The sequence below is a fragment of the Mycobacterium sp. genome, from assembly GCF_046091765.1.
Classification (GTDB): Bacteria; Actinomycetota; Actinomycetes; order Mycobacteriales; family Mycobacteriaceae; genus Mycobacterium.
Window position 1 is genome coordinate 1 of record NZ_JBJTCF010000098.1, and the last position, 13,500, is coordinate 13,500.

The window sequence follows — 13,500 nt, forward strand, 5'->3', positions numbered from 1 at the left end:
ATCTGGGAACGAAGGGAGATCTGCATGGGAATTCCTTCTGCTGGGTGCTCGACCGGGTGGTCGGCTGGGGCTGGTTGCGTCGTCGGACCGTCAGGCATTCATCGTCGGGTCGTTGCCTCACGTTACCTGAGAAAAGCCTTAACGCAAACTTTTCGGGCGGCAGTGTCCGAAAGTCATAGCAAACTGCAGGTTGGGCACTCTGGACGGCAGCCATGTCTTTCCATCAGCGAGTTCACCGTCCGCCCTGATCTCGGCCAGTGGACTGGTTAGCGCAGCGCCGCCAGGACGGCATCGGCCCACTCGGCGCGGCACACCACCAGGTCGGGCAGCAGCGGGTCGGGCTGGTTGTACCGCAGCGGCGAGCCGTCGATGCGCGAGGTGTGCAGTCCCGCGGCCCGGGCGATCGCCACCGGCGCGGCGGAGTCCCACTCGTACTGCCCGCCGGCGTGCACGTAGATCTCGGCCCGGCCGGTGATCACCGCCGCCACCTTCGCCCCTGCCGAACCCATCTCGACCAGTGTGCCGCCGACGCTCTCGCGCACCCGTGCGGCCACCGCCGGCGGACGGGAGCGTGACACCAGGATCCGCGGGGCCGCCGGGCCGGGCGCCGGGCGCGCCACCGCGGGGGTGGCCAGGGTGATTCCCTGGGCGGGCAGCGCGACCGCCCTGGCGGCCAGCCGGCCGTCCTGCCAGAGCGCGACGTGCACCGCCCAGTCGTCGCGACCTGTTTCGGCGAACTCGCGGGTCCCGTCGAGCGGGTCGACGATCCAGACGCGTTCGGCGACCAGTCGGGCTGAATCGTCGGCGCCCTCCTCCGAGAGCACCGCGTCCGAGGGTCGCGCGCCGGCCAGCCGCTCCATCAGGAACCGGTGAGACACGCTGTCGCCCTGTGCTTTTCGCTCGGACTCGGGCGCATCCGCCAGCTCTCGCCGCACTCGCAGCAGCAGGGCTCCCGCTTCGGTGGCCAGGCCGGCGGCGAGATCGTGATCGTTCACGCCCGCGACTCCAGCAGGTCGATCACCTGCTGGGCGAGCTCGGCGGCGGTGTGCTCGGGAGTCAGCCGCAGATCCGGGTTCTTCGGCCGCTGATACGGGCTGTCGATGCCGGTGAAGTGGGTGATCTCCCCCGCCCGGGCCTTGGCGTAGAGACCCTTGGGGTCGCGCCGCTCGCAGTCCTCCAGCGGGGTGTCGACGAACACCTCGAAGAACTCGATGCCGGCCGCGCCGTGGACCGTCCGGGCGAGGTCGCGATGTTCGGCCAGCGGGCTGATCACCGGAACCAACACCGTCAGCCCGGCATCGGCCATCAGGGTGGCGACGTGGGCGAGCCGGCGCAGGTTCTCGGCCCGGTCGGCCATCGCGAAGCCGAGGTCGGCGTTGAGCCCGTGACGCAGGTTGTCCCCGTCCAGGATGTAGGCGGGCGAGCCGTGTTCGAGCAGCATCTGCTCGACGAGGACCGCGATCGAGGACTTGCCCGATCCGGACAACCCGGTGAACCACACCGTGCGGCCCTTCGTCAGCCGGTCGGCGGCACTCACCAGCGATCGGTGGCGCACCGTGTTCGGCGACGCCGACCGGCCGGAGACCGGCACGGTGTCGCGCACCATGCCGGCCGCCACGGTCACGTTGGTATCCGGGTCGATGAGGATGAACGAACCGGTCGCGGCGTTACGGGTGTACTCGTCGAGCAGCAACGGCACGCGGGTGCGCAAGCTGACCCGGCCGAGTTCGTTGAGCTTGAGCGCCGTCGCGCTCTTGTCCCGGTGCAGGGTGTTCACGTCGAGGCGATAGTCCAGCGCGGTCACCCGCGCGCGGGTGGTGCGGGTGGTCTGTTTGATCACGTAGTCGCGGCCGGGCTCGCAGGATGCGTCGTCGGCCATCCAGCACAGGGTGGCGTCGAACTCGGTCGTGGCGACGGGCTGGTTCTGCGGGCGGGCGAGCATGTCGCCGCGGGAGACGTCGATGTCGTCGACGAGGCTCACCGACACCGCCATCGGCGGGAAGGCCTCCGTCAGCGGCCCGGAGGGGCCCTCGAGGGCGGCGATCCGGCTGGTCTTTCCGCTCGGCAGCACGACCACCTCGTCGCCGGGCCGCATGATGCCGCTGGCGACGGTGCCGGCGTAGCTGCGGTGGTCGGCGTGCTCGTGGGTCTGCGGGCGGATCACATACTGCACCGGGAAACGCACGTCGATCAGGTTGCGGTCACCGGCGATGTAGACGTCCTCCAGGTGGCTGAGCAGCGGCGGTCCGTCGTACCACGGCGCGTGGCCGGACTTCGTGACCACGTTGTCGCCGTGCAACGCTGAAACGGGGATGGTGGTGACGTCGTGAACGTCCAGACGGGCCGCGAAGGCGTGGAACTCTTCGCGAATCCAGGTGAAGCGCTCCTCATCCCAGTCGATCAGGTCCATCTTGTTGACTGCGAGCACGACGTGGCGCACCCCGAGCAGCGCGGCGAGAAACGCGTGCCGGCGCGACTGCTCCAGTAGGCCGTGGCGGGCGTCGACGAGCACGATCACCAGCTGCGCGGTGGAGGTTCCGGTGACCATTTTGCGCGTGTACTGGATATGGCCCGGCGTGTCGGCGATGATGAATTTCCGCTTGGCGGTGGCGAAGTAGCGGTAGGCGACGTCGATGGTGATGCCCTGCTCGCGCTCGGACCGCAGACCGTCGGTGATCAGCGCGAGGTCGGTGTAGTCGTTGCCGCGTTCGGCCGAGGTGCGCTCGACGGCGGCAAGCTGGTCTTCCATCACCGCCTTGGAGTCATACAGCAGCCGGCCGATGAGGGTGGACTTGCCGTCGTCGACGCTTCCCGCGGTGGCGATCCTCAGCAGCGTCGCCATCAGAAGTAGCCCTCCCGCTTGCGGTCCTCCATGCCGGCTTCGGAGATGCGGTCGTCGGCGCGCGTAGCGCCGCGCTCGGTGAGCCGCGACAGCGCGGTCTCGGCGATCACCTCCTCGACGGTCGCCGCGGTGGACTCCACGCAACCGGTACAGGTGACGTCGCCGACGGTGCGGAACCGCACGGTGGTCTCGAAAACCTCCTCGTCGGCGCCCGGCCGCATGAATTCGTGGACCGCCAGCAGCATGCCGTCGCGCCGGAACACCGGGCGGCGGTGGGCGTAGTAGATGGCGGGCAGCCCAATGCCCTCCGCGCCGATGTAGGCCCAGATGTCGTACTCGGTCCAGTTCGACAGCGGGAATACCCGGATGTGCTCGCCTTTGCGGTGCCGGCCGTTGTAGAGGTTCCACAGCTCCGGGCGCTGAGCCTTGGGGTCCCACTGGCCGAATTCGTCGCGGAAGCTGAACACCCGTTCCTTGGCTCGGGCCTTCTCCTCGTCGCGCCGTGCTCCGCCGAAGGCCGCGTCGAAACGGTGCTCCCGCAGCACCCGCAGCAGGGTCACGGTTTGCAGCGGGTTGCGCGACGGGCCGTTGTCGACAACCCGGCCGGCGGCGATGTCGTCCTCGACGCTGGCGATCACCAGACGCAGTCCGTGCGCCGCGACAAGCTCGTCGCGGGTGGCGATGACCTCGTCGAAGTTGTGGCCGGTGTCGACGTGCATCACCGGAAACGGCAGCCGGCCGGGGGCGAAGGCCTTGATGGCCAGGTGCAGCATCACGATGGAGTCCTTGCCGCCGGAGAACAGCAGCACCGGCCGCTCGAACTCGGCCGCCACCTCACGGATGACGTGGATCGCCTCGGCTTCCAGCGCGCGCAGCTGGGTCAGCTCGTACTGCCCCGCCGCAGGGGTGAGGCTCTGAGGGGCCATTATTTCCTCGCAAAGTTGGTAAGTTCAACCCAATTTACCCCGCTCTGCAAAGGGCGGTCAAGCGATGCGGCTTAGAGCGTGATCTCGTGCAGTTTCCCGGTCGCGACGTCGAAGACGAATCCCCGCAGCGAGGTGTGCAGGGTGACGAACGGGCTGTTCTGGATGCGGCGCAGCGACTGCCGGACGTCCTCCTCCACATCCCCGAAGGCCTCGGCGGCCCACTGCGGCTTGACCCCGGTCTCGGCCTGGATGTCGCGCTTGAAGTCGTCGTCGGTGAAGGTCAGCATGCCGCAGTCGGTGTGGTGGATGAGGATGATCTCGCGGGTTCCGAGCAGCCGCTGGCTGATCGCCAGCGAGCGGATCTCGTCGTCGGTCACCACGCCGCCGGCGTTGCGGATCACGTGCGCCTCACCCTCGGCCAGTCCGAGGATGCCGTAGACGTTCATCCGGGCATCCATGCAGGCGACCACGGCGACATGTTTGCTCGGCGGCAGCGGCAGCGGGCCGGAGAAGGTCTTGGCGTAGGCGGCGTTGTTCTTCAGGTACTCGTCGGTGACAGTCACGGCCGCTGATGCTACCCACCACCGCTCGCCCGCGCACGAGGGTGAATCAGCCTGAGCGGAAATGCCCTAACGTGTGCTGCATGCGACGCTCGCGCAGGCTCCGATGACCCGGTTCCTGGCGCGCCGGTTCGGAAACTACCTGGTGCTGTTGGCGCTGGCGTCCTTCCTCACCTTCACCCTGACCTCCTACACCTTCACTCCACTCAACAGCCTGCTGCAGCGCAATCCCCGACCACCGCAGGCGGTGATCGACGCCAAAGCCGCTGAATTGGACCTCGACAAGCCGGTGCCGCTGCGCTACGCGCACTGGGTCTCCGGTGCGGTGCGCGGCGACTTCGGCACCACGGTCGGCGGGCAGCCGGTCAGCGAGGAACTGTGGCGGCGCATCGGCGTGAGCCTTCGGCTGTTGGTGATCGGCTCGGTGCTGGGCACCGTGATCGGCGTGGTGGTCGGGGCCTGGGGCGCGATCCGCCAGTACCGACTGTCCGACCGGGTGATCACGCTGCTGTCGCTGCTCATCATCAGCACGCCGTCGTTCGTGATCGCCAACCTGCTGATTCTTTCGGCCCTGCGGGTCAACTCGGTACTGGGAGTGCAGCTGTTCGAGTACACCGGCGAGACGTCGCCGAACGTCGCCGGCGGGGTGTGGAACCAGTTCCTCGACCGGCTGCAGCACCTGGTGCTGCCCACCCTCACCCTGGCGCTGATGGCGATCGCCGGATACAGCCGCTACCAGCGCAACGCCATGCTCGACGTGCTCGGCCAGGACTTCATCCGCACCGCCAGGGCCAAGGGACTGACCCGACGGCAGGCCCTGTTCAAACACGGGCTGCGCACCGCGCTGATCCCGATGGCGACACTGTTCGCCTACAGCGTCGCCGGCCTGGTGACCGGCGCGGTGTTCGTCGAGAAGATCTTCGGCTGGCACGGCATGGGTGAGTGGGTCGTCCAGGGCATCGCCACCCAGGACACCAACATCGTCGCGGCGATCACGGTCTTCTCCGGGGCGGTCGTATTACTGGCCGGTCTGCTCTCCGACGTCATCTACGCCCTCCTCGACCCGCGGGTGCGGGTGACATGAGCTCGCCCACCGCACCCTCCGACGGGACGGCCGAGCCGGCCGAGTTCGTCTCCCGACGCACACTGGTCGCGCGGCGTTTCGTCCGCAACGGGCTGGCGGTCGGCGCTCTGGTGGTGCTGGCGGTGCTGTTCATCGGCTGCTACGCGTTGCCGCCGCTGCTGCCCTACTCCTACACCGATCTGGACTTCTCCGCCCTGCAGTCCCCGCCCACCACCGAGCACTGGTTCGGTACCAACGCCATCGGGCAGGACCTGTTCGCGCAGGTCCTGCGCGGGATGCAGAAGTCGATGCTGATCGGCGTGAGCGTGGCGGTGATCTCGACGCTGATCGCGGCCACGGTGGGCTCCATCGCCGGCTACTTCGGCGGCTGGCGGGACCGGGTGCTGATGTGGGTGGTCGATCTGTTGCTGGTGGTGCCCAGCTTCATCCTCATCGCGATCACCAGCCCGCGGACCAAGAACTCGGCGAACATCGCGCTGCTGATCGTGCTGCTGGCGGCATTCAGCTGGATGATCTCCTCCCGCATCGTGCGCGGACTGACGATGAGCCTGCGCGAGCGCGAATTCGTCCAGGCCGCGCGGTACATGGGCGTGCCGAACCGGAGGATCATCGTCCGCCACATCCTGCCCAACGTCGCCTCGATCCTGATCATCGATACCGCGCTGAACGTCGGGGTCGCGATCCTGGCCGAAACCGGTCTGAGCTTTTTGGGTTTCGGCGTTCAACCGCCGGACGTCTCGCTGGGCACGCTGATCGCCGACGGCACCAAGTCGGCGACCACCTTCCCGTGGATCTTCCTGTTCCCGGCCGGCGTGCTGGTGACGATCATCCTGTGCGCCAACCTGATCGGCGACGGACTGCGCGACGCACTGGACCCGGGCAGCGCGCACCTGCAGCGGCGGAAGACCCAGCGATGACGCTGCTCTCGGTGACCGACCTGTCGGTGACCTTCCCGACCGATGACGGCGACCTGCACGCCGTGCGCGGCCTGAGCTACCAGATCGCACCGCGCGAGGTGGTGGCAATGGTCGGTGAATCCGGCTCAGGTAAGTCGGCGGCGGCGATGGCGGCGATCGGCCTGCTCCCCGAATACGCCCGCGTGAGCGGTTCGGTGGGATTGGACGGCGAAGAGCTGCTCGGCATGCCCGACGAGGAGATGTCGAGGATCCGCGGCCGGCGCATCGGCACGGTGTTCCAGGACCCGATGTCCGCGCTCACCCCGGTCTACACCGTCGGCGACCAGATCGCCGAGGCGATCCGGGTGCACCACCCCGAGGTCGGCAGGCCCCAGGCCCGACAGCGGGCCGTCGAGCTGCTCGAACTGGTCGGCATCGCCCAGCCGCAGCAGCGGGCGCGGGCCTTCCCGCACGAACTGTCCGGCGGCGAGCGCCAGCGGGTGGTGATCGCCATCGCGATCGCCAATGATCCCGACCTGATCATCTGCGACGAGCCGACCACCGCGCTCGACGTCACCGTGCAGGCCCAGATCCTTGAGGTACTCAAGACCGCCCGCGACGTCACCGGCGCCGGGGTGCTGATCATCACCCACGACCTGGGCGTGGTCGCCGAGTTCGCCGATCGGGCGCTGGTGATGTACGCCGGGCGGGCGGTCGAGGTGGCCGGTGTCGAGAGCCTCTACACCGACCGCCGGATGCCCTACACCGCGGGTCTGCTGGGGTCGGTGCCCCGGCTGAGCGCTCCGCGCGGCGAACGCCTGGTGCCGATCCCCGGGGTGCCGCCGTCGATGGTGGCGCTGCCGCCCGGGTGCCCGTTCGCGCCGCGCTGCCCGCTGGTGATCGACGACTGCCGCGCCGACGAGCCCGCACTGGCGAGCGTCGGGCCGGGGCATCGGGCGGCCTGCATCCGCACCGATCGGGTCACCGGGCGCAGCGCCGCCGAGATCTACGAGGTGGCCACCACGGCGCCGACGACGGCACACGACGGGGACGCGGATGTCGTCGTGCGGGTGCGGGAGCTGTCCCGGACCTACCGGCTCACCAAGGGGGTGGTGTTCCGCCGACAGATCGGCGAGGTGCGCGCGGTCGACCGGATCTCTTTCGAGGTGCAGCAGGGCCACACCCTGGGCATCGTCGGCGAGTCGGGATCGGGCAAGTCGACCACCCTGCACGAGATCCTGGAACTGCGCGCCCCGCAGTCCGGCTCGATCGAGATCCTCGGCAACGACGTCGCCACCCTCACCGCGGCGCGGCGCCGGGAGTTGCGTCGCGACCTCCAGGTGGTGTTCCAGGACCCGGTGGCCTCGCTGGATCCCCGGCTGCCGGTGTTCGACCTCCTCGCCGAACCGCTCGGCGCCAACGGTTTCGACAAGGCGGCCACCGATGACCGGGTGGCCGAACTCTTGGAGATCGTCGGTCTGCGCCGCGCCGACGCCAGCCGCTACCCCGGCGAGTTCTCCGGCGGCCAGAAACAGCGCATCGGCATCGCCCGCGCGCTGGCCCTGCAGCCCAAGATCCTCGCGCTCGACGAACCGGTATCAGCGCTGGACGTCTCGATTCAGGCCGGCATCATCAACCTGCTGCTGGATCTGCAGCGCGAGTTCGACCTCACCTATCTGTTCGTCTCCCACGACCTGTCCGTGGTCAAACATCTGGCCCACCGGGTGGCGGTGATGCACCGGGGGGCGATCGTCGAGTACGGCGACAGCGAGGACGTCTTCGCCAACCCGCAGCATGAGTACACCCGCCAACTGCTGGCCGCGATCCCCCAGCCGGACCCGTCCCGCCGCTAGTCACTTCGCAGTGGACGGACCCGCCGGCAGCGGTGCGGGGCAGGACGTGTGATCCTGCAGATCCTCTGCACCGACCGCGGTCTCCGGGCGCTCGGCGGTCGCGGCGAGAATCAGAAACCCCGGAGCGCCGTCAGCGCGGTCGACTCCGACCACGGCGAGGGTGTGCCGACCCATCTCGTCGAAAGCTCCCGGCAGTCCCTCGGCCAGCAAGAGGAACGGGTTGTGGCCGTCAAGATCCTCACCGGCGACGGTCATCGCACTGAAGGTCTGCCCGGCCAGGGGAACCGGGAAGAACACCCAGGTCGGGCCCACCTGGTCGGCGTAGCGAACCACAGCGTCATGCACATCGGCCCGCAGGCAGTCGATGTGGATGTGCAACTGATCCTGGGAGCGTGAGACCGCGGAATTGACGGCAAGGCTTAGCCAGTGCCGCGGCAGCGTCCCGCCTGCGACGGCCTCGGTGAAGGAACGCGCACGCCAGGCGATGCCGAAATAGTTCGGGGTGGCCGGATCGAGTAGCGCCGGGCTTTCGATGCCGGCGATGCGGGCGGTGGGAATCAGCAGAAACTGCCGGGCTCCCTGGAGGTCCTTGACGATCGCATAGCCGCGATCCTCCCCCGCCGTCAGATCGAGCGCCGCACAGGGAGCCGGATCGGAGGTGCGCACGAACGCCGGGACGCACTGATCGTGCACGAGTCTCCACAGGACATCCGGGTCGGCTGCGGCCGGGCTCGCAGGGCAGCAACCGAGCATCACCACCACGGCGAGGGCTACCGCCGAGCAGCGCCGAGATCGCACCGACCGACGATACGTCGGGGCCGGAGGTGACTAGCATTTGACCGACCGATCGGCCGACACCAGGAGACGACCCGTGATTGAGACTCTTCGCCGCCGGGCCAGCCGGATGGTAGCCCTGACAGCGGTCACGACCGCCGTGCTGGCGGGCTGCTCCGCGCCCGACCGCGACGCCGGGTCGACCGGCGGCAACGCCGAACTCGGCTCGGCCAGCGACACCAACCCGCAGGATCCGGCGACCCTGCAGCAGGGCGGTGATCTGCGGCTGTCGGTCGGCGCGCTGCCGTCGAACTTCAACACCCTCAATATCGACGGCAATGAGGCCGATACCGCCTCGATGGTGCGGCCAACCATGCCGCGTGCATTCGCCATCGCACCCGACGGATCGATGAAGGTCGACACCGACTACTTCACAGCCGTCGAACTCACCAGCACCGAACCACAGGTGGTCACCTACACGATCAACCCGAAGGCAACCTGGTCCGACGGAACACCGATCACCTGGGAGGACATCGCCGCCCAGATCAACGCGACCAGCGGCAAGGACGACGCGTTCGCCATCGCCTCCCCCAACGGCTCCGATCGGGTCGGGTCGGTGACCCGCGGCGTGGATGACCGTCAGGCGGTCGTCACCTTCGCCCAGCACTATCCGGAGTGGCGCGGGATGTTCGCCGGCAACACCATGCTGCTGCCCAAGAGCATGACCGCCAACCCGGATGTCTTCAACAAAGGACAACTCGACAAGCCGGGCCCGTCGGCCGGGCCGTTCGTCGTCTCCGCGGTGGACCGCACCGCGAAGCGGGTGACGCTGACCCGAGACCCGAAGTGGTGGGGCACCCCGCCACTGCTGGACACCATCACCTACCTGGTCCTCGACGACGCCGCCCGTATCCCCGCGCTGCAGAACAACACCATCGACGCGACCGGCATCGCCAGCCTTGACGAGCTCACGATCGCCCAGCGCACCGAGGGCGTTTCGATCCGTCGCGCGCCCGGCCCGTCCTGGTATCACCTGACGTTCAACGGAGCGCCGGGTTCGATCCTCGCCGACAAGGCCCTGCGCCAAGCCGTCGCCAAAGGCATCGACCGCCAGGCGATCGTCAACGTCAGCCAGCGCGGACTGGTCGACAACCCGACGCCGCTGGGCAACCACGTCTTCGTCGCCGGCCAGGAGGGCTATCAGGACAACAGCGCGGTGGTGGCCTTCGACCCGGAGAAGGCCAAGGCCGAACTGGACGCCCTGGGCTGGAAACTCAACGGCGAGTTCCGCGAGAAGGACGGCAGGCAGCTGGTGATCCGCAACGTGCTCTATGACTCGCAGAGCGGTCGACAGGTGGCGCAGGTCGCGCAGAACAGCCTGGCCCAGATCGGGGTCAAGATGGAACTGGACGTCAAGGCCGCGGACGGCTTTTTCAGCCGCTACGTCACCGTCGGCGACTTCGATGTCACTCAGTTCTCCTGGGTCGGTGACGCGTTCTCGCTGTGCTGCCTCAACCAAATCTTCACCACCGGCGCCGAGAGTAACTTCGGCAAGATCTCCAGCCCCGAAATCGACGCCAAGGTCGAGGAAGTCCTCGACGAGCTGGAACCGGTCAAAGCCCGCGCGCTGGCCAACGAGGTCGACGCCATGCTGTGGGATGAGGTCTTCAGCCTGGCGTTATTCCAGTCCCCGGGCAACGTCGCGGTGCGCAGCAAGCTGGCCAATTTCGGACCTGCGGGACTGGGCGACCTGGACTACAGCACGATCGGGTTCATGAAGTAGGAAGGCGCAGCCCCGGCAGCGCGGCTTCCAGCCTGACGGCGGCCCCGATCGCGGTTCGGGTCAGGCGCATCGCAGGCCGGCCGGGCAGCGCGTCGAGCGCGGCGCCCTGCGACGGCAGGTCGGCCGCGTGTCCGGCGTGCACCGCGGCAGCGACCCGCAGCGCGGCGCGCTCGCGGGTGTCGAGCACGCTGTGGCCCGCGGTCGGCAGTCGCACCAGGGCCGCCCCCGGCACCAGCGCGGCGACGCGTTCGGCCACCGCGGGCGGGGTGGTCAAGTCCCGCCCGCCGGAGAGCACCACCGTCGGCCAGCTGAACCCGGGCAGCGCGGCGATCAGGTCGAAGGGCTCGCCCTGGAACGGAATGTCCCCGGCCGGGTGTTCCCGCATGGCGATCGCCGGATCCAGCGGCTGCCCGTCGGGGACGCCGCCGAAGTTGAGTTCACGGAAACCGATCGGCCCGACCAGGTCGGCCTCGAAACGGTAGGGCGCGGTGTGGTTGGCCATCCGCCGGCCAATGCGCTCCAGCGCCGTCCACAGCAACCGTCGGCCGCCCAGCAGCAGGTCGAAGTGGGCGCTGAGCAGCCGCGGCCCGCCGATGCCGTAGACGGTGGCGGCCAGCTGGGCATCCGCCGGCGTGAGCTGGCCGTGATCGACCAGCCGGCGGACCTTGGCGGCCAGCTCTGCGGTCCCCGGGTCCTCGCCGTGCCAGAGCAGCGCACGCAGGGCGCGGCGGACGATCTCGATGTCGACACGCCCCAGCACGGGCGAGTCCAGAATCATCGCGCGCACCCGGGCCGGATGGCGCACCCCCAGTCCCGCTGCCAGATAGCTGCCGTAGGACGTGCCGTAGACCACGGCCTGAGCGACCCGGGCGTCGTCGAGGACGGCGGCGATGTCGTCGATGACCTGCTCGATGGTCAGCGCCTCAGGAGGCAGGTCGGCCCCCGAGGCGTCGCGGCGCGACAGGCCGACGCCGCGGTGCTCGACCATGATGACGTCCAGGCCGGCCGCCGCCGCGCGCCGTCGCAGTCCCTGATAGGGACCGATCGAGGCCATGCCGGGTCCGCCGGGGACGATCACGATCGGGTGGGTGCTCTTACGCCCGACGCGCACGTAATAGAGGTCGAAGCCGGGGCCGTCAGCGCCGGGGGCCGCGGGGCGGCGGACCGCCCGCACCCCCGGCAGGGCGGCGAGACGGCCGTGCGCGCGGCGGCGCGCGGCGCTACTCATCGGCTCATCAGCGACCCTGCCATCTCCCGATTGTGACCGGCGCGCCGAGTGCCGCGCGGGGCGGGGCGGTGGATTGGGGAATGCGTGAGGGGATGGATTAGGGGAGAAAGTCACCACTTGCCGCCAACCCGTGACGCGGCGCTTCGACGGCTTTACGTTGGAGGGGAGATGACCGAGTTCATGCGTCAAGGTGACGCCTTCACCTGGTCGATGGAGACCGATCCGCGGCTGCGCTCCACCGTGGTCAGCGTGATCCGGCTGGAGGCGGCGCCGGACTGGGACGTGGTGCGCTCCCGCTTCAGGGTGGTCAGCCGCACGCTGCCGATGTTCCGCCGTCGGGTGGTGGACTCCCCGCCCCCGGCACCCCCGCGCTGGGAAGTCGCACCCAACTTCGACCCCGACTTCCACCTGCGCCGGGTTTCGGCGCCCGCGCCGCGCACCTTCGACGCTGTTCTGGAGATGGCCAGAGTGGCGGCGATGGACGACTTCGACCGGGCGCGGCCGCTGTGGGAGGTGACGCTGATCGACGATCTGGTCGATGGCGGTGCCGCCGTGCTGTGCAAGTTCCACCACGCCCTGACCGACGGTGTGGGCGGGGTCCAGATCGCGATGACCCTCTTCGACCTGACCGCCGAACCTCGCGACGTCCAGGAGGTACAGACCTCCGCGGATTCGCCGGCGGTCGAGCAGCGCGGACTTCTCGGCGACTACGTCGAGACGGTGCGCTACGACCTCGGACTGCTGCGCCGGGCCGTCACCGAGACGGTGACCGGTGGCCCGAAACTGCTCTACAACTCCGTCCGCCACCCGTTGCAGACGGCCGCGTCGGCAACCGAACTCGCGGCGTCGGTGTACCGCACGGTGCGTCCGGTCAGCCATCCCGGTTCGCCTCTGATGACCCAGCGTTCGCTGCTGCGCCAACTCGGTGTGCACGAGGTCCCACTGGCGGGGTTGCGCGATGCCGCGCATCGCAGCGGCGGGTCGCTCAACGACGCCTTCGTCGCCGGTATCGCCGGCGGGCTGCGGCGCTACCACGAGAAGCACGGCGTGACCGTGGGCGAACTGCATCTGACGATGCCCGTCAGCCTTCGCCAGGACGGCGACGACATGGGCGGCAACCGGATCACCCTGATGCGCTTCGACGTCCCGGTCGGCGTCGCCGACCCCGCTGAGCGGATCAGTGAGATCCACGAGCGCACCGACCGGGTGCGCCACGAGAGGTCGATTCCCTACACCCAGATCATCGCCGGCGCGCTGAACCTGATGCCCCGCTGGTACATCGGATCCATCCTGCGCAACGTCGACTTTCTGGCCAGCGATGTGCCCGGGATTCCGGTGCCGGTGTATCTCGGCGGCGCGAAGGTGTTGGTGCAGTACGCCTTCGGCCCGACCATCGGCTCGGCGGTCAACGTCACCCTGCTGACCTATGTCGACACCTGCGCGCTGGGCATCGACGTCGACACCGGCGCGATCCCGGACTTCGACGAGTTCCGCGACTGCCTAATCGCCGGTTTCGACGAGGTACTCGCGCTCGCCACCTAGCCCGACTACCCG

General features: G+C 68.9%; 11 protein-coding genes. 5 read left to right on the forward strand and 6 right to left on the reverse strand.

What is annotated here, in order from left to right; translation table 11 throughout:
• Positions 1-266: 266 nt before the first annotated feature.
• From ACKOB8_RS10750 to ACKOB8_RS10765, 4 genes are all read right to left on the reverse strand, one after another.
• Complete coding sequence (locus ACKOB8_RS10750) at positions 267-995, reverse strand: 3'(2'),5'-bisphosphate nucleotidase CysQ (protein WP_526377206.1); 729 nt, start codon at positions 993-995, stop codon at positions 267-269.
• Positions 992-2,842 (reverse strand): sulfate adenylyltransferase subunit CysN, encoded by a 1,851-nt coding sequence (gene cysN, locus ACKOB8_RS10755; RefSeq protein ID WP_526377207.1) that lies wholly within the window; start codon positions 2,840-2,842, stop codon positions 992-994. The genes ACKOB8_RS10750 and cysN overlap by 4 nt, the downstream gene beginning before the upstream one ends.
• Positions 2,842-3,768 carry a sulfate adenylyltransferase subunit CysD gene (gene cysD / locus ACKOB8_RS10760; RefSeq protein WP_526377208.1) on the reverse strand — a complete coding sequence of 309 codons (927 nt, stop codon included), beginning with the start codon at positions 3,766-3,768 and terminating at the stop codon, positions 2,842-2,844. The genes cysN and cysD overlap by 1 nt, the downstream gene beginning before the upstream one ends.
• Positions 3,769-3,839: 71 nt before the next feature.
• Positions 3,840-4,331 (reverse strand): beta-class carbonic anhydrase, encoded by a 492-nt coding sequence (locus ACKOB8_RS10765; protein WP_526377209.1) that lies wholly within the window; start codon positions 4,329-4,331, stop codon positions 3,840-3,842.
• A gap of 103 nt (positions 4,332-4,434) precedes the next feature.
• Between ACKOB8_RS10765 and oppB the strand changes: the two genes are divergently transcribed.
• Genes oppB through oppD form a run of 3 tightly spaced genes read left to right on the forward strand, consistent with a single transcriptional unit; the run spans position 4,435 to position 8,161 of the window.
• Entirely contained in the window at positions 4,435-5,412 is a 978-nt protein-coding gene (gene oppB, locus ACKOB8_RS10770; protein ID WP_526377210.1) for an oligopeptide ABC transporter permease OppB, read from the forward strand.
• Entirely contained in the window at positions 5,409-6,329 is a 921-nt protein-coding gene (gene oppC, locus ACKOB8_RS10775; protein WP_526377211.1) for an oligopeptide ABC transporter permease OppC, read from the forward strand. The genes oppB and oppC overlap by 4 nt, the downstream gene beginning before the upstream one ends.
• Entirely contained in the window at positions 6,326-8,161 is a 1,836-nt protein-coding gene (oppD, locus tag ACKOB8_RS10780; RefSeq protein WP_526377212.1) for an oligopeptide ABC transporter ATP-binding protein OppD, read from the forward strand. The genes oppC and oppD overlap by 4 nt, the downstream gene beginning before the upstream one ends.
• On the opposite strand, the gene ACKOB8_RS10785 is transcribed toward oppD, so the two are convergent.
• Positions 8,162-8,959 (reverse strand): CDP-diacylglycerol pyrophosphatase, encoded by a 798-nt coding sequence (locus ACKOB8_RS10785; protein ID WP_526377213.1) that lies wholly within the window; start codon positions 8,957-8,959, stop codon positions 8,162-8,164.
• 106 nt (positions 8,960-9,065) lie between these two features.
• On the opposite strand from ACKOB8_RS10785, the gene oppA reads away from it, so the two are divergent.
• The gene (gene oppA, locus ACKOB8_RS10790) at positions 9,066-10,718 is read left to right on the forward strand and encodes an oligopeptide ABC transporter substrate-binding protein OppA (protein ID WP_526377239.1); all 1,653 of its coding nucleotides are present in this window, start codon (positions 9,066-9,068) and stop codon (positions 10,716-10,718) included.
• Here the strand turns inward: oppA and ACKOB8_RS10795 are convergent.
• Positions 10,708-11,946, reverse strand: a complete 1,239-nt coding sequence (locus tag ACKOB8_RS10795; RefSeq protein WP_526377214.1) for an alpha/beta hydrolase — start codon at positions 11,944-11,946, stop codon at positions 10,708-10,710. The genes oppA and ACKOB8_RS10795 overlap by 11 nt on opposite strands.
• Positions 11,947-12,114: 168 nt before the next feature.
• Here ACKOB8_RS10795 and ACKOB8_RS10800 point away from each other — a divergent pair, with 168 nt between their 5' ends.
• Positions 12,115-13,488 (forward strand): wax ester/triacylglycerol synthase domain-containing protein, encoded by a 1,374-nt coding sequence (locus ACKOB8_RS10800; protein WP_526377215.1) that lies wholly within the window; start codon positions 12,115-12,117, stop codon positions 13,486-13,488.
• The last annotated feature ends 12 nt before the right edge of the window (positions 13,489-13,500 follow it).